Consider the following 16,224-nt stretch of genomic DNA (forward strand, 5'->3'; position numbering starts at 1 on the left):
CGGCCGGAATGCCTGCCGCTGGGCGATGACCGCCTCTATGTCCTCCACCGGACTCGGCAGCCGCTGGGGCTAGGGCCGGGGCAGGAACAGGAGGTCGCGGTGGCCGACCCGAAGGCCGGTGGTGCTGAGGTGGCGCCGTTCTCGCCATGACCTAGGGGCGGCCGCCGCATCGGCGATGCCGTCGATCATCGCATGGAGCATCGGGCCATCCGTCTGGCCCAGCCGCCAGGGCGAGCTGGCGGACAGCACCTGCCCATGCCCCTCGAGCCGTTTGGCCAGGGCCGTGTGGGCATCGGCGCCGAGGGCCGGGCCAAAGCCCTTGTCGCGCCGCATGTCGGCGCTGAACGCCGCCAGCACCTGGGCATCGCCTTCGAGCGGCGGCGCAAAGGCCAGATCGCCGTCCACGGTCAGGCCGATCCAGGCGGCACACCGATGGCAGCGCAGCAGCCCGGCCAGCCGGTCGAGCCAGGCGGCGGAGACCAGATCGATCAGGGCGGAGGCGGTGACCAGATCCGCGCCTTCACTCACCACCATTTCCAGGTCGCGCGCCAGGTCCAGCTGACGGTAGGTGATCCGACCGTCTGCCGGCAGCCGAGCGGTGCCGGCAGCCACCAGGGCCGGATCATGCTCCACCAGGGTCCAGCGCGCATCGTCCGGCAGGAAGGGGCTCAGCGCCCGCCAGGCGCTGCCCGTGCCGGCCCCCAGATCGACAACCCGCAGTCCGCTGCGCCCGGCGGACCAGGCGGCAAGAGCCTGGAGCAGCTCAGGTGCCCGGGCCGCTGCGTCATGCGGCTCGCGCAGCTCCAACCAGCCGGCGGCAAAGCCAGTCAAGCCCGTGCCACCCGGTCGAGGGCTGCGGCCACGGCGGCAGCGCAGGCAGCCCAGTCCGGCAGGCGGCTGCGGGCGGCCAACGCCGCCATTCGCAGCCGATGGCGCCGATCAGGCTCGACCAGGACCGAGCGCAATGCCAGCGCCAGCTCGTCCGGACGGTCCGGCGGCACCAGCACGGCGGCATCAGGATCCATCCAGTCGGCCACCGCCCCGCCGGCCACCGCGACCACCGGCAGACCGGCCGCGACCGCCTCGGCCAGCGCCATGCCGAACCCTTCATAGCGCGAGCTGGAGACGAACAGGTCGCTGCGGTGGAGGAGTGCGCGCAGTTCGTCGGCCGCGACCTCGCCCGTGAGCGTCACTCGTTCCGACAGTCCATGCCGGCCGACCGCCGCTCGCAACCGGTCGACTTCGGCGGGATCACGGGCAAGGCTCCCGGCGATCACCAGCCGCCAGGGCAGGTCCTGGAGAGTCGCCAGCGCGTCGACCAGGGCCGGGAAATCCTTGCGCGGCAGGACCGAGCCCACCGCCAGCATCGCCGGGGCGACATCGTCGGAGCCCGCCGCCACCGGCAGCGGATCGGTGCCGGGCAGAGCTACGGTCAGCTTGGCCTCGGCCACGCCGAACGCAGCTGCCAGTGTCTGCGCAGTGGTGGTGGACGTGACCACCACATGCCGGGCATGGCCAAGGGCGGCGCGCTCGCTTTCGATCAGCTGCGTCGCCGCCTGCGAGGAGAGCCCGGTCTCGTAGCCCAGCGGATGATGGACCAGGGCCACCAGGCGCAGCCGTGCAGCGTGCCGGGCCGCCGCCTCCGGCATGGCGCCGAATGCCAAGCCATCCACCACGACCGGCATGCCGTCCGGCAGGTCCGCCAGCAGCCGGTCGGTTGCCGCGAGATCCGCGGCACCAGGAAAGGGAAACCTGTCCGGCAGGCGCACCGGCCGCACCTGCCAGCCCTGCCGGGGCAACTCGGCGGCGAGACGACGGTCGTAGAGATAGCCGCCGGTGCGCTGGTCCGGGTCCCCTGGGATGGCGAAGGCGAATTCAGCCACGCCCCGGGACCGGCGCCTTGTACCCGGCCCGGGCCACATGGCTCTCGTGCAGTTCCACGCCCAGCGCGGTCACCTGGTCGGAGCCGGGGCCCAGCTCGCCGGCTGCCAGCGCGTCGACGAAGCGGCCCCAGATCCAGCGGGACAGGAACTCCGTGGTGGTGTTCTTGCCCGCGAACATGTCGAGCTCGTCCAGGTTCTTATAGTTGATCTCGGCGCAGACCGCCTTCAGCCGGTCGATCGCCCGGCCGATATCGACCACGATGCCGTCCTCGTCGACCTCTGGGCGCTCGAAGGTCACGTCGACCACGAAGGTGGCGCCGTGCAGCTTCTGCGCCGGGCCGAACACCTCGCCCCGGAAGCTGTGGGCGATCATCACATGGTCGCGGACGGTGACGCTGTACATCGGTCGAGGCCTCTCCTGGCTATTGGCCGCCTTCATAGACGACGAGCGGCGCGCGGCCGTCGTCCGGGTCCAGGAGCCTCTTCAGCGCCCGGGCCGGCAGCTGGTCGAAGGGTAGCGGCGGTCCGATCAGCGCGTCCAGGGCAGGGTCCGCCAGCAGCCGGGCGGCACGGCGCCGGCGCTCACCATAATCGACCCGGGCGCGCATCGCCGGTGCCACCGTACCGACCTGGGAAGAGACCAGGCGCAGCCGCTGGCTGTGGAAGGCACCGCCCAGCGCCACCGGTGCGGTGTGTTCCCCGTACCAGGACAGGACCAGCAGGGCCGCTTCCCGGCCGCAGGCGGAGATGGCCGGCTCCAGCGCCTCCGGCCGGCCGGTCGCCTCGACCACCAGATCGCAACCTGTGACCGGTGCATCTGCGAACGGGACGTCCATGGCGTCGGCCAGCGCCCGGCGCCGGGGATCACGGTCGGCCAGGAAGATCTCGACCCCGGGCATCTGCCGCGCGATCCGGGCGAACAGGCAGCCCAGCACGCCGGCTCCCAGCACCAGAACGCGCATGCCCGGCATCAGCGGCGCATCCCAGGCGGCATTGAGCGCGGTTTCCAGATTGGCGAGCAGGACGGCCCGCTCCGGCGGCACCCCGTCCGGGACCGGCGTCAGCGCATCGGCATCCGCGACGGCGAAGCGCTCCTGGTGCGGATGGAGGGTGAAGACCGTCCGCCCCTGCCAGTCAGCCGGACCGCGCTCGACCTGACCCACCACGCAGTAGCCGTACTTGACCGGGAAGGGGAACGCACCGCCCATGGCGGGGCAGGCCATCCGTGCCCACTCACCCGGGGGAACCGCGCCGGTCGCGACCAGCCGCTCGGTCCCCCGCGAGAGCGCACCATATCTGGCGCGGATCAGGAACGCGCCCTCGCCCGGCGCTTCCGGGCGCAGTTCGGCCTGCTCCCTGTCGACCCACCAGAACGCCCGCGTCATGCCGGGCCTGGCCAGCGGGTCAGGCCTTGCCGGTCAGCCAGGCCAGGCACTGCCGCCAGAGCTGGCCGTAGCCCGGCCACTGCACGAAGGTCTCGGGCAGCCAGTGCGGGCCGATGTCCGAGGTCCAGGCCAGCGTGCGGCCCTGGCCGTAGCCGCCGGCCACCAGCAGCGGGTGGCTGCCCTGGTCGGCCGGGGTGCGCGCCAGGAGCTGCACGCCCGGCTCGTTCTTCACCACCACCTCGTTGATGCCGAGCAGCACCGGCCAGTCGGCAGGCAGGCCGGCCAGGATCGGATGGCCGGGCTCGACGATCTCCGGCGCGAAGCCCTCCGGGATCTCGATCCGGTCGTCGACCTGGAGGCAGGTCACCGGCAGCACTTCCTCCACCGCGGTCCGGCCATAGCGCGCCGCGCCGTTGATGCCCTGGAAGGACAGGTAGCCGCCGATCATGAACAGGCCGCCGCCCATCTCCACATAGTCGCGGAGCAGCTTCAGCCGGTTCGGCACGGTCTTGCCGTGCAGCCAGACATCCGGGTGGAGCAGCAGGGTGTTGGCGCCGATGTCGGACAGGATCACCGCCTGGTAGCGCTGCAGTTCCTCCAGCGTGGTCGGGAAGGCCGTCTGCGCCTCGTGCGAGGGCATGTAGCGCAGGACGAACTCGCTGTCGGCCAGCGCCTTGACCAGCGGCTCGGCACCCAGGTGGAAGGTGGTCGAGTTGAACTGGTCGAAGCCCTTGGTGTGGATGGCGGCGGTCGACCAGCTTTCACCGGCCAGGAGGACGTTCTTCTTCGACATCGAGGGCTCCAGGGCTTCTTCGTCAGATAGTGGCGTCGAATGCGCTGCGCGGATTGTGGACCAGCATGCGCTGGATGGCATCCTCGGAAACGCCATGGCGGCGCAGGCGCGGCACGAAATGGCGCAGCACGAAGGCGTAGCCGTTGCCGCCATAGGCGGTGAGCATGTTCTTCAGGAACACGTCCTGCGAGAGCAGCAGCTTATGGCCGTAGCCATCGTCGACCAGGCGGCGGATGGCGCGGGCATATTCCTCGTCGGACGGGCACTGCACGCCCTGGTCGGCATAGAAGAAGTCCATGCCGATCATGTCGTACTCGATGAAGGCGCCCCGGTCGGCACAGGCCTTCTGGTAGGCGGGATCGTCGAAGGACGGGTTCATGTGGCAGAGGATGGTGTGGTTGGGATCCGCACCTTCCCCCTCGATCAGGTCCAGCACCGGGAGCCCCAGCCGGAACCAGCCGGGCAGGTGGATCATCAGGGGCAGCCCCGTCCGCTTCTGCGCTCTGGCCGCCCCCTGGAGCGACTTGCGCTCCTCCGCCGTGAAGTCCGAGCTGACCCCGATCTCACCGATCAGCCCGATCCGGACCCCGTCCACACCCTCCAGCGCTTCCCGGACGATCTGGTCGGCCACCTCGTCCACCGACATGGCCGCCAGCTCCGGCGGATGCGAGCTCTGCAGATAATAGCCCGAGCCCATCACGATCTGCAGGCCGGTGGCGAGTGCGATCCGCTGCAGTGCGGCCGGGTTGCGGCCGATGCCCCGGCAGGTGGGGTCGACCACGGTGGCGCCGCCGGCCCGGCGGAATGCCTTCAGCTCCTCGATCGCCAGCGCCTCGTCGTCCAGCCCGCAATTGTGCAGGTTGACGAACGGGTCCTGGCGCAGCTCGGACAGGATGCCGATCTCGACCTTGCCATGCGCCAGATACTGCCGCTCGGGTTCCTTGGGTGGGTTCCACCAGCAGCGGCAGTCGTTCAGGATATGCTCGTGTGGCAGGGTGATGCCCATCCGCGCAGACGGGATCGGCCCCGCCACGGTCATGACCTGGCCCGAGCCGACATGGGCCGGGGATAGCTCGCTCATCGCCTGCGTCCGCCTCGGAAGACCTTGGTGTTGAGCCAGATGGCGGCCAGGATGATCAGGCCGGTCACGATCTGGGTGAAGAAGGGCGAGATGTGCGCCAGGATCAGGCCGTTGCCGATCACGGCGATGGTGAGCGCGCCTAAGCAGGTGCCCAGGATGCTGCCGCGCCCGCCCATGAGCGAGGTGCCGCCCAGCACCACCGCGGCGATCACGTCCAGCTCGAAGCCGACCGCCGCGTTGGACGAGCCCGAGCCCAGTCTGGCTGCGATCACGATGCCGGCCAGCGCCGCGGCGATGCCGGTCAGCACATAGACGGCCACGGTGACGCCCTGCACGCCAATGCCGGCGCGGCGCGCCGCCTCGGCATTGGCGCCGATCGCAGTGACGTAGCGGCCAAAGCGGGTCGAGGACAGGACGAGCGCACCCGCCGCCATCACCAGCACCGCCAGGATTGCCGGGAACGGCAGGCCAAGGAACCAGCCGCGGCCGATCTGGACGAACCAGTTGTCCGACGCGATCGGGATGGAGAAGCCCTGGGTGAGCAGCAGCGCCACGCCGCGCAGGATCGACAGACCGGCCAGTGTCACGATGAAGGCGGGAATGCCCTCGCGCGCCACGAACCAGCCCTGGACGAGGCCGACCAGCGCACCCAGGACCAGCATGGCCAGGACGGCGAGCGGCCAGGGCACGCCTGCCTGCAAGGCGATCGCCACCAATGCGTTGACCAGCGCCACGGTCGAGCCGACCGACAGGTCGATGCCGCCGGTCGTGATCACGAAGGTCATCGCCACCGCCACGATGATCAGCGGTGCAGACTGGCGCAGGAGGTTGAGCAGGTTGGCCTGGCTCAGGAAGGCGCCGGTGTTCAGGCTGAACAGCACCACCATGAGCAGGAAGAACGCGGCGATGCTGAGCACCTGGGCATGCCGGGCGAGGAAGTCGTGGTAGCGCGGCCCGGTCGGCCGACGCTCATAGACGGGCGTCGTGCTCATGCATGGCCCTTCAGCTTCTCGGCCTTGCCGCCGACGATCAGCCCGACCAAGTCCTCCAGGTCGGTCTCCCCGATCCTGCGCTCGGCCACCTTGGTGCCCTCGTACATGACCGCAATCCGGTCGCAGACCCGGAACAGGTCCTGGAGGCGGTGGGTGATCAGGATGATGGAGGTGCCGCCATCGGCCAGACGCCGGATCAGCCGCAGCACCGCTTCCACCTCCGCCACGGCCAGCGCCGAGGTCGGCTCGTCCATGATCAGGACGCGGGGCGCGAAGGCGGCAGCGCGGGCGATCGCGATTGACTGGCGCTGGCCGCCAGACAGCTGCTCGACATAGGCATCCAGGCTCGGGACATGGATGTCGAGCGCATCGAGATTGCGCCTGGCCTCCTCGCGCATCCGCCGGCGGTCGAGCAGCTTCAGACCGAGCACGGAGCGGCGCGGCTCCCGGCCCAGGAACAGGTTGCCCGCCACGTCGATCGTGTCGCAGAGCGAGAGGTCCTGGTAGACCATCTCGATGCCGATCGCGCGCGCCTCGGCGGGCGTCGTGTAGCCGGCCGCCTGCCCATCCACCAGGATGCGGCCGTCATCAGGTACATAGGCGCCGCTGATCACCTTGGTGAGCGTCGACTTGCCGGCCGCGTTGTCCCCGACCAGGCCCAGCACCTCACCCGGCATCAGGTCGAGATCGACCCCGCGCAGCGCCTGGATCGAGCCGAACTGCTTGCGGATGCCCGTCAGGCGGATGCGTGGGGTGGCAGCCGCCGCGGCGGCTGCCTGATCGATCCCCCCGATCACTTGAAGATGGCGCGGTAGGGCTCGACGTTGCTCTTGTCGACGATCTCTACCGGCACGTCGATCTGCTTCTCCACCGTCTCGCCCTTGGCCGCCTTGACCGCCGCCTCGACCGCGGCGGCCCCCATGCCGGCCGGATCCTGCTGGACCACGCCCACCACATAGCCGTCGTCGATGCCCTTGATCACGGAGGCAGTGAGGTCCCAGCCGACCACCTTCACGTCCGCCTGGCGGCCCTGGCTCTCCACCGCCGCGACCGCGCCTACCAGGGCCGGCTCGCCGGTGGCGTAGATCGCGGTCAGGTCGGGGTTGGCGGTCATCAGGTTCTCGGCGGCCGACATCGCGTTGTCCTGGATGTTCCGGCCGTCCACCACCCCTGCCATGGTAATGCCCTCGGCATTGGCCACCACGTCCTCGAAGCCCTTCTGGCGGACGTTCTGGATGAAGGAGTTGAGCGCGCCGACGATGCCGACCTTGGCGCTGCCGCCCATGTCGTTCTTGACGATCTCCAGGAAGCGCTCGCCCATCATCTTGCCGGCCAGCGCGTTGTCGACGCCGACCTGCGCCACCTGCGGGCCTTCGGGCAGGATCGCGTCCACCGCGACCACCGGAATCTTCGCCTCGCCCGCCGCCTGCACGGCCGGCATGATGCCGTTCACGTCGATCGCGACCACCACCAGCGCGTCGACGCCCTGGGCGATATAGGTCTCGATCGCGTTGTTCTGGGCGGCCGGGTCGTTATTGGCGTTGAAGATCACCAGCTCGGCACCCAGCTCGTCGGCCTTCTTCTGGGCACCCTCGTTCATCTGGGTGAAGAACAGGGCCTGCTGGTTGATCTGCACGAGGCCAATGGTCGGCTTTTCCTGGGCCATCAGCCCGTTGCTGGCGAGACCGAGGCCGGCGGCAAGGGCCGCACCGGCGAGGAGGACGCGTCGACGAAAGGTCATGGTCCGGAACTCCCCCAACTCGACGGCGCGACTGCCGCGAGATCCTGTCTTATGCGCCGAAAACGCTAATCGACCCGATTGAAACGTTCAAACTCCTTCTTCTTCCAGCGCGCCGGCCAGTTCATCCGCGGTCGGCCGATATTCCTGGGCACCTGGCACCAGCACCGAGCGGCTGGCGGCCAGCACGGCAAGCCTAGCCGCATCCGCGGCCGGCCGTCCCGCCAGCCAGGCAGCCAGATAGGTGCCGACGAAGCAGTCGCCGGCACCGGTGCGATCCACCGGGACCACAGTACCGGCTAGGACGCGGACCGGCCTTTGGCCGGGCTCCAGCAGTGCGGCACCCTCGGCGCCCAGCGTGACCACCAGCGTGGCCGTGCCCGCCAGAGCGCGCAGTGCCGGCAGGCAGTTGGCCGTGGCGGACATGCCGGTGACGGCACGCGCGGTGGGGCCGTCCAGGAACACGAGGTCGAGCAGGTCGGCGAGCCGGCGGATGGCAGCCGGTGAGCGCAGGGTCGCGCGCATCCCCGGGGCATGGCAGGACAGGAGGAGGCCGCGGCTCCGTGCTGCCGGCAGGACGTCCAACAGTTCCTCGAGCTGGTCGCCCTGGATGTGCAGGCAGTGGCGCCCTGGCTGCCTCCGCAGGCCGGCCAGCCAGGCCAGGAGGTCGGCCTTCGGCACCTGGAGCGGCTCGTTGACGATGGTGCGGCTGCCTTCGGCGTCGACCAGGATGATGCAGCGCGACAGGTGGCCGTCCGGCCGGCGCGAGCCTTCCGTCAGCGCCACGCCTCGGCTGGCGAGCAGACCGGCCGCCCAGTCGCTGTGGGCATCGACGCCCAGCCGCGTCATCAGCTCCGTCCAGACCGCCAGCGGCGGTCCGAGCCCGGCCGCCACTGCCGCGACATTGGCCGCGGCACCGCCCAGCGTCTCCTCGATCAGGCGCGCCTGAGCCCGCTCGTCGGCACCCGGCAGCACCTCCAGCCGCGCGGTCAGATCGGCGCACAAATAGCCGACCGTAGTCAGGCGCGGCATACCGGGCGGCGGTGCTGCAGGATCGCGCCGGCGCCGGCTGTTCAGCACCCGCCCGGCCTGATCCGGCGCATAGCCGAGCCGCTCGATCGCCGCCTCGATCGCGATGCGGGTCGGGGCGGCGACCGGCTTGGCACCCGTCAGGACATTGCTGACCGTGCCGATCGAGACGCCGGCCGCCATCGCGACATCGCGGATGGTGGCGCGGCGGCTCACGGCCGCAGCCTCCGGAGCTCGGCAGGATCGGGAAAGGCGCGCAGCGTCCCCTGCCGGCCGACCTTCAGGCTGGCCGCAGCCACACCCCAGCGCAGGGCCTGGAGCGGCGCCATGCCCAGGCACAAGCCGGCAGCCAGCACACCCGCCAGCACGTCACCCGCCCCAGTCGTGTCGACCGCAGGGACCGCCGGGGCAGCTACCTGGTCCTCTCGCCCCTCCCGGTCCCGCAGCACCGCACCGGCAGCACCGCGCGTGACCACCACCACACTGGCCGGCCTCAGGTCGAGCAAAGCCGCCTCGGGCTCGTTGACCAGCACGAGATCGACCTCTGCCAGGAGCGCCGCCCAGTCGAACCAGAGCGGCGACGGGTTGGCGATGGTGCTCGCACCCCGGCGGCGTGCCGCGGCAAGCGCCGCCCTCGTGGCATCGGCCGGCAGATTGCCCTGAACCAGGAGGAAGTCGCCCGGCGCCAGGCCGGCGCAGACCGCCTCGGCCGCCTCGGTATCGACGCCGCGCGCCTGCTCCGCCGTGGTCACGATCATGTTCTGCCCGTCGGCGCCGACCAGCACGAGCGAGCGGTCGGTGGGCGCCTCGACGCTATGCAGGACCTCTACCGCCAGGCCCTCCGCGGCGAGCGCCGCCCGGATCCGCTGGCCCTCGGCATCGGCGCCCAGCGCCGTGGCGAGCCGTACCGGCACGCCGCAGCGCCCGGCCGCCACCGCCTGGTTCACACCCTTGCCGCCGACATCGCCGGCCTGGCCGTCAGCCAGCAGCGTTTCCCCCGGCAGCGGCAGCCGGGGCAGGCGGAGTGCCAGGTCCAGGGCGGCGTTGCCCAGGACCAGGAGCCGCGTCATCGATACTTGGCCGCCTCGGCCATCAGCGCGCGCACGCGATCGACCTCCACTTCGTTCCACCACACGCCGTCGCGCTTGAGCGAGCTCGCCACGATCGCACCGCTGGCATGACGCAGGATGTTGCCGATATTGGCGATCGTGGCACCCGAGCCGGTGAGCACCGGCAAGGTGGTGGCACCCCGGATCTCGGCGATCTCCGACTTGGTGGCGGCGTCGCCGGTGCGCTGGCCGGTGGCGATCACCACGTCCGCGCCCGACCATTCCAGGTCGCGGGTGAGTTCCGCCACCGACCGGTCGCCCGTGATGGCGTGGGCGCCGTGCTTGACGTGGCTGTCGGCGAAGATCCGGATGCCGGTGGCGGCCAGGGCCTTGCGATAGCGCAGCGCCACCGCCGCCGGCCCCTCGATGATCCCCTCGTTGGCGACATAGGCGTTGGCCCACTGGTTGACGCGCACGAAGCCGGCACCGCCCGCCACCGCCACCGCCAGCGCCACCTCGGCGGCATTGGCCAGGACGTTGATCCCGGTCGGCAGGCCGGCGGCACGGATCACCCGCTCGGTGGCGACCGCCATGCAGGCCGCCGTCTCCGGCCCGATCCGGTCCGGCTTGAGAAAGGGGATGTCGCCGTGGTTCTCGACGATCAGCCCGTCCACGCCGCCCTCGGCATAAGCCTCCGCGTCGCGCACCGCCCGCTCATAGATGGCGCTCACCGGGCTGCCATCATGCTCGGGCGAGCCCGGCAGCGGCAGGAGATGGACCACGCCGATCACCAGCCCGTTCGCACGGTTGAACAGGTCCTTCAGGGCGTTGGCACGGGGCCGGACGACAGAAGTCATGGCGAGGCTCGATTGAAACGGTTCATGCGCTGCAGCTTTCTAGCACCCGCAGGCGACATCGTCCTGTGGCTTGGATGGCCCGGCGGAAGCGCGTAGCGTCGCGCCCAACATCCTCGACTGGCCGGCATCCTCGCCTGGGAAGCTCCGCATGCGCCTGCGCCCGCCCCTCCGGCTCCTCGCCTGCCTGCCCCTGGTGCTGGCGCCGCTCGCGGCCGCCGAGGCGGAGGTGGTGCTCGACGGCTCGGTCGGCAGCCGCGGCCGGCTCACCCTGAACGGCCAGGACGTGCGGATCACGCCGGACATGGGTGCCACCCGCGGCGGCAACCTGTTCCACAGCTTCGAGAAGTTCGGCGTGCCGCGAGGCGATGCCGTGACCTTCGAGGGGCCGGGGACGATCGAGCGCGTGATCGGTCGAGTGACCGGGCAGGACCCTTCGCAGATCCACGGCACGCTGCGCTCGACCGTGCCCAACGCCTCGCTCTGGCTGCTCAACCCCAACGGGCTGGTGGTCGGCAAGGATGCGACGATCGATGTTCCGGGGTCGCTGCGGCTCTCCACCGCCGACGAGCTGCGGTTCGAGGACGGCAGCCGCTACAGCGCCCGCGACCTGGCCGGCAGCACGCTCACCGCGGCGGACCCGCGCGCCTTCGGCTTCCTGGGCGGGCCGATCGGCAAGCTGTCCGTGGAAGCGCCCGACCTGCGCCTTGGCGAGATCGACGTCGATCAGGGCATCTTCCAGCCGGGCAGCCTAGTGCTGGCCGGCGGCGAGGTGGCGATTCGCGGCACCCAGGTCGAGGTCAACGGCCCGATCCTGATCGCGGCTCAGGCCAGCGCCGGCGAGGTGCCGCTGCAATCCTCCGGGACCATGGCCCGCGATGGCGTCATCCAGATCAGCGACGGTGCCGTGGTCCGGGCCGTGCTGTTGGCCGGCAGCACCATCCGGATCGAGGGCGGCCGGTTCCTGCTGGACCATGCCAGCATCACGCCATTCGCCCTGGACGACCCGGATGATCCCGCCGGGGTCACCGGGCTGGACCTGGCAGCTAGGCAGATCACGCTGCGCGGCAATGGCGAGACCGGCATCGTCTCCAGCGCGATCCTGGGTGACGCGTCCGCGTTGAACGTCACGGCCGGCGAGCTGACGGCCGACGGCGCCAGCATCATCAGCATCCCTTTCCTCGGTGCTGCAGGCGGCGACGTCACGATCACCGCGGACCGGATAGTCCTGCAGGGCCGCAGCGTGATCGGCTCTCCGGCCGGCGGCATTGCCGGCGACGGCACGGGCGGGCAGACGGTGATCGTCGCCCGGGACAGCCTGCGGATGAGCGACGGCGCGCAGATCAACAGCATCAACATGGGCGACGAGAAGGGCGGTGACATCCTGCTCAGCGTGGGCGAGCTGGTGGTCGACGGGAGCCTGATCGCCACCACCACCTTACCCGACGAGCAGGGCGTGAGCGGCACCGGCGCTGCCGGTCGGATCTCGATCGACGCCACCGGCACGGTCACGATCTCCGGCGGATCGTCGATCAACACGATCACCACGAACGATGCGGCCGGCGGCGACATCTCGATCACCGGCGGCAACGTGCAGGTGACCGGCGCGTCCGAGCTCATCAGCCGCACCCTCGGCGGCGGTGATGCCGGGTCGATCGAGGTCACCGGCCGGAACAGCGTCGCCATCACCGGCAGCACCGTCGACGTGCAGACGCTGGGCGCGGGCAATGCCGGCGGCGTCGTGCTCCGGGCGGGCAACGACGTCCGTGTCGCCGGCAGCCAGGTCACCTCGGGCAACGCCTTCCAGGGCTTCGTCGGCAGCGGCCTGGCCGGGCCGATCCGGATCAGCGCCGGCCAGCAGGTCGTGGTGGCCGGGGACACGCTGGTCAGCGCGCTCACCGGCAATGCGACCCGGGGCGGGGACATCGTGATCGATGCCGGCCAGATCACCATCGAGGGGGGCGGCCAGGTGAGCACGGCCGCGCTGGGTCGAGGCCGGGCCGGCTCAATCCGCCTGCAGGCCACCAGCATCACGCTCGGCCGAGATGGTGTCGTGGAGGCCCAGTCGCTGGGCACCGGTGCCGCCGGCGAAATCCTGGTCAGCGCCGAGAAGGACCTGACGCTGGACGGCGGCACCATCACCACCAGCTCGATCGGTGCTTCCGGCGGTGCCATCGACATCCAGGCGGGCGAGCGCGTGGTGCTCCAGGAGGAAGGTGGGATCCTGACCGCCATTCTCGGGAGCAGCGCGGACGAGCGGGCCGGTGCCATCACCATCGGCGGCCCGGACGGCACGAAGACGGAGAACGTGGTCCTGGACGCCACCTCCGCCATCGTCGCGAGCGCCCCCAATGTCGGCGACGGCGGCACGATCCGGATCGCGGCCAAGGGCCTGATCACGCAGCCCGGCCACATCGACGCCTCGGCCCGCCAGGGCAATGCCGGTACGGTCGCCACCACCTCGCCGCAGACCAATATCGTGTCGAGCTTCGCCGGGCTGGATGCCCAGGTGGCGCCGGCCGACCGGCTGCTCGCGACCTCCTGCGATGCCCGTGAGGTGGCCTCCAGCCTCGTGGTGGGTGCCGTGCGGGGTGGCGAGGACGCGTTCGACCCACGGCGGCCGCTGGGCAGCCAGGCTCAGGCGGAGGGCTGCGCGCGCTAGGCGGTCTGGTGCATCAGCCAGTCGGCCGGCCGCGGCAGGTCGACATCCTCCAGGAGTGCCACGCGCAGGGCGGGGTCGGCCATGGCGAAGGCATCCACCCAGTAGCCGGCGGCGGCCGCGGCCCTCGCATCGGCGAACAGAGCGTGCGGGACGAAGCGCAGAGTGCCGCGTGCCGAGACATCGGCGGTGCGCACCGTAGGATCGGGCACCAGCGTCAGGGCGAATACATGGTCCTGCCCCTCTGCCAGCCGCACGTCGGCATCCTTCAGGGAGAGGGCATGAATGCCTGCCGCGGCCCCGCGCTTCATCACCTGATGGAGCAGCGGCTCGGTGCCGCCGACCGGGGTGAGGGTCAGCTCGACGCGCAGGCCGTAATCGGCCGAGAGGTACCAGAACAGGTCGGGATCGGCGGTGGCCGACAGCGCCGGCTCCTCGCTGAGCAGGACCTCCGGCTGCGCCTTGCCGCGGCCGGAGCGGGTACCACCCTGGACGCGGGTCTTGGGAGCGCCGAAGCGCTTGAGCAAGCTGCCGTCCGCACCCTGAGCCGGCAGCGCACCCAGCACGGTCAGCCCCAGGGCCTGGAACAGGATCTGCCGACGGCCGAGCATCGCTTCACACTCCCAGCGGGTCCTGGACATCGTCCGTGACCCGGAAGACAGGTACCGGCTGCGCCTTGCCCTTCAGGGTCAGGCTGCCGACCGGACGTGCATGGCAGCGCTCGCCCAGGTGGTGCAAGGTAGTCGCCGAAACCAGGATGCGGCAGTGATCTCCGTCACCGTCGGCACCCGGCCCGGTCCAGCTCTCCAGCCGCGCCGCCGTGTTCACCGTGTCGCCCAGGATGGTGTACTGCAGCCGCGCCCGGCCGCCGATCGCACCCGCCACCAGCGGCCCGGTATGAATCCCGATCCGGATCGCAATGCCTGGGCGTCCGCTCGCCATCAGCGCGCTAGACAGTTCGGGCAGCCGGCGGCGGATCTTCAGCGCGGCGGCCACCGCGGCCGTGGCGTCCGCCGCCTCGCCCGCCGCATCGGTGCGCGGCACCGGCACGCCGAATGCCGCCATCATGCCGTCGCCCATGAAGTCGGCGACGATCCCGCCCTCCTCGGCGATGCAGTCGGCCATCAGGGTATGGAAGGCTTCGAGCCAGTCCAGCAGTTCGGCGGGCGTCATCCGCTCGGACACAGCGGTGAACCCGCGCACGTCGGAGAACAGCACGGTCGCGACCATGGTCTGCGGCACCGGCCGGCCTTCCTTGAGCAGCCGGTCGCGGCCGGCCCAGAGCGTGTCGGCCACGCTGGGCGGCAGGTAGGTGCGGAACAGGCCGGCCAGCCGGGCGCGCTGGCGCCGTTCCCGCCAGGCGACCAGCACGAAGCTGAGGCCCGCTGCCCCGAGCCAGCCGAGCAAAGGCGGCACCCAGGCGAGCCAGATCCCCTGCACGAAGCCAAAGAGTGCCATCGCCGGCCAGGCAAGAGCGCCCAGAAGCAGCGCCGGCAGGCTCAGGGTGGGTGCTGCGATCAGCCCGCCGACGGCGGCGCCCAGCAGGCAGGCGAACCCGGTCGCGAGGAGCCAGGCCCAGCTGGGTCCCGGGCGGAGTGGTGCCACCTGCCCGCGCGCTTCCAGGAGAAGCTGGGCGGTGAGCTGGGCATGGGCTTCCACGCCGAACAGGGAGCGGCCGGGCAGTGCAGTCTCCGAGGCCCGGTCGAGCAGCGGGCTGGTGACGATGTCGCCGACGCTGCGCGCGGTGCTGCCGACCAGCACCACCTTGTCCCGCAGCCTGTCCGGCGGCAGGCGACCGGCCAGCAGGTCGTTGATCCTGAAGACCGGCAGGTCCGTCACCGGCCAGCTCGCCAGGAACTCGTAGCCGCCGCCGACGCTTTCTGACCCGGCATAGGGCCCGTCGTCCGCCTGCAGCGGCGGGAGGGTCCGCCGGCCGATCGGCAGCACCTCCTCGGGCACTGCACCGTCCGGGGCCAGCGCCTCGCCTGCAGTCGCGAGCTGGGTCAGCCGCGCCGCCAGCGACCAGATGCCGAGCACCGGTTCGGCCACCTCGGGATCGGGAAACACATCGCCCAGGATGCCGCGGCGCACCACGTCGTCCGGGTCGGGCACCAGGTTGGGCGACACCAGCCGGTCCATCCCCGGCGAGGCCAGGCCGGTCAGGCGCGGCGGCAGCTCCTTGGCGAAGGTGTCGAGCACGAGGGCCAGGTTGGGCGTGCGCTCCATCAGCGCCACCAGCCGGTCGGTGTCGGCCGGATCGGCCGCCCGGCCGAGCGGGCCTACCGGCATGTCGCCGCGGAAGAAGTCCAGTCCGATCGCCGCCGGCTTCGCACCTGCCAGGACCTCGATGATCCGCGCGACCGTGGCATCGGGGAGCGGCCAGCCGAGCTCGGCCTTGGCCCGGTCGTCCACGCCCACCACCACCACGCCCGCATCCGGCCGCACCGCGACCTTGCGCGCCAGCGTCACGACCATGTCGTGGCCGACCAGCTCCGCCGGACGCAGGACGCCCGCCGTACGCAGCGCCACCACCCCCGCCATCACCAGGATGGCGATCGCCAGCAGCAGGACGAGCGGGCCGATCTCGATCCCCTGGCCACGTCCGGGGCGCACGCGCTGCATCCTGGTATCCACGCCTCCATCCCGTCTGGCTCTAGCGCCACGGCCGGACGTCCGCGAGCGACTTCCGGCAACGATCCGCTGGCAATGGCGTAATGCTCCGTTAAGGCTGAAGCGGAGCGGACCCGTGGAGAGTGCCGGT

The 16,224-nt window shown here is 71.1% G+C and carries 15 protein-coding genes; 1 reads left to right on the forward strand and 14 read right to left on the reverse strand.

The annotated features are described in order from the left end of the window. Nucleotides 1-69: 69 nt before the first annotated feature. The 12 genes from VNS22_RS00905 to VNS22_RS00960 form a co-directional block, all read right to left on the reverse strand. Complete coding sequence (locus tag VNS22_RS00905; RefSeq protein WP_325728677.1) at nt 70-831, reverse strand: hypothetical protein; 762 nt, start codon at nt 829-831, stop codon at nt 70-72. Then, a complete protein-coding gene (locus VNS22_RS00910; protein WP_325728678.1) occupies nt 828-1,883 on the reverse strand; it encodes a glycosyltransferase family 4 protein in 1,056 nt (351 codons plus the stop codon). The genes VNS22_RS00905 and VNS22_RS00910 overlap by 4 nt, the downstream gene beginning before the upstream one ends. Then, entirely contained in the window at nt 1,876-2,286 is a 411-nt protein-coding gene (locus tag VNS22_RS00915) for a 6-carboxytetrahydropterin synthase (RefSeq protein ID WP_325728679.1), read from the reverse strand. The genes VNS22_RS00910 and VNS22_RS00915 overlap by 8 nt, the downstream gene beginning before the upstream one ends. A 19-nt stretch (nt 2,287-2,305) precedes the next feature. Next, complete coding sequence (locus tag VNS22_RS00920) at nt 2,306-3,268, reverse strand: zinc-binding alcohol dehydrogenase (RefSeq protein ID WP_325728680.1); 963 nt, start codon at nt 3,266-3,268, stop codon at nt 2,306-2,308. Nucleotides 3,269-3,287: 19 nt separating this feature from the next. Continuing rightward, nucleotides 3,288-4,061 carry a glutamine amidotransferase gene (locus tag VNS22_RS00925; RefSeq protein WP_325728681.1) on the reverse strand — a complete coding sequence of 258 codons (774 nt, stop codon included), beginning with the start codon at nt 4,059-4,061 and terminating at the stop codon, nt 3,288-3,290. Between the two features lie 22 nt (nt 4,062-4,083). Beyond that, on the reverse strand, nt 4,084-5,142 hold the full coding sequence (locus tag VNS22_RS00930) for a hypothetical protein (protein ID WP_325728682.1): 1,059 nt from the start codon (nt 5,140-5,142) through the stop codon (nt 4,084-4,086). Next, the gene (locus tag VNS22_RS00935; RefSeq protein WP_325728683.1) at nt 5,139-6,134 is read right to left on the reverse strand and encodes an ABC transporter permease; all 996 of its coding nucleotides are present in this window, start codon (nt 6,132-6,134) and stop codon (nt 5,139-5,141) included. Before VNS22_RS00935 ends, VNS22_RS00930 begins: the two co-directional genes overlap by 4 nt. Then, nucleotides 6,131-6,931 (reverse strand): ATP-binding cassette domain-containing protein, encoded by an 801-nt coding sequence (locus VNS22_RS00940; protein WP_325728684.1) that lies wholly within the window; start codon nt 6,929-6,931, stop codon nt 6,131-6,133. Before VNS22_RS00940 ends, VNS22_RS00935 begins: the two co-directional genes overlap by 4 nt. After that, entirely contained in the window at nt 6,928-7,875 is a 948-nt protein-coding gene (locus VNS22_RS00945) for a substrate-binding domain-containing protein (RefSeq protein ID WP_325728685.1), read from the reverse strand. The genes VNS22_RS00940 and VNS22_RS00945 overlap by 4 nt, the downstream gene beginning before the upstream one ends. Before the next feature lie 87 nt (nt 7,876-7,962). Next, nucleotides 7,963-9,117 carry a PfkB family carbohydrate kinase gene (locus VNS22_RS00950; protein ID WP_325728686.1) on the reverse strand — a complete coding sequence of 385 codons (1,155 nt, stop codon included), beginning with the start codon at nt 9,115-9,117 and terminating at the stop codon, nt 7,963-7,965. Further along, nucleotides 9,114-9,971 (reverse strand): PfkB family carbohydrate kinase, encoded by an 858-nt coding sequence (locus tag VNS22_RS00955; RefSeq protein ID WP_325728687.1) that lies wholly within the window; start codon nt 9,969-9,971, stop codon nt 9,114-9,116. The genes VNS22_RS00950 and VNS22_RS00955 overlap by 4 nt, the downstream gene beginning before the upstream one ends. Next, nucleotides 9,968-10,807, reverse strand: a complete 840-nt coding sequence (locus tag VNS22_RS00960; protein ID WP_325728688.1) for a BtpA/SgcQ family protein — start codon at nt 10,805-10,807, stop codon at nt 9,968-9,970. The genes VNS22_RS00955 and VNS22_RS00960 overlap by 4 nt, the downstream gene beginning before the upstream one ends. Nucleotides 10,808-10,955: 148 nt before the next feature. On the opposite strand from VNS22_RS00960, the gene VNS22_RS00965 reads away from it, so the two are divergent. Continuing rightward, a complete protein-coding gene (locus VNS22_RS00965) occupies nt 10,956-13,466 on the forward strand; it encodes a filamentous hemagglutinin N-terminal domain-containing protein (RefSeq protein ID WP_325728689.1) in 2,511 nt (836 codons plus the stop codon). Here VNS22_RS00965 and VNS22_RS00970 read toward each other — a convergent pair. Beyond that, the gene (locus VNS22_RS00970) at nt 13,463-14,074 is read right to left on the reverse strand and encodes a DUF928 domain-containing protein (protein ID WP_325728690.1); all 612 of its coding nucleotides are present in this window, start codon (nt 14,072-14,074) and stop codon (nt 13,463-13,465) included. The genes VNS22_RS00965 and VNS22_RS00970 overlap by 4 nt on opposite strands. A gap of 4 nt (nt 14,075-14,078) precedes the next feature. After that, a complete protein-coding gene (locus VNS22_RS00975) occupies nt 14,079-16,085 on the reverse strand; it encodes a CHASE2 domain-containing protein (protein ID WP_325728691.1) in 2,007 nt (668 codons plus the stop codon). Between the last annotated feature and the right edge of the window lie 139 nt (nt 16,086-16,224).

Origin of the sequence: Geminicoccus sp. (genome assembly GCF_035556675.1) — a bacterium.
In the GTDB taxonomy this organism is placed as follows: domain Bacteria; phylum Pseudomonadota; class Alphaproteobacteria; order Geminicoccales; family Geminicoccaceae; genus Geminicoccus.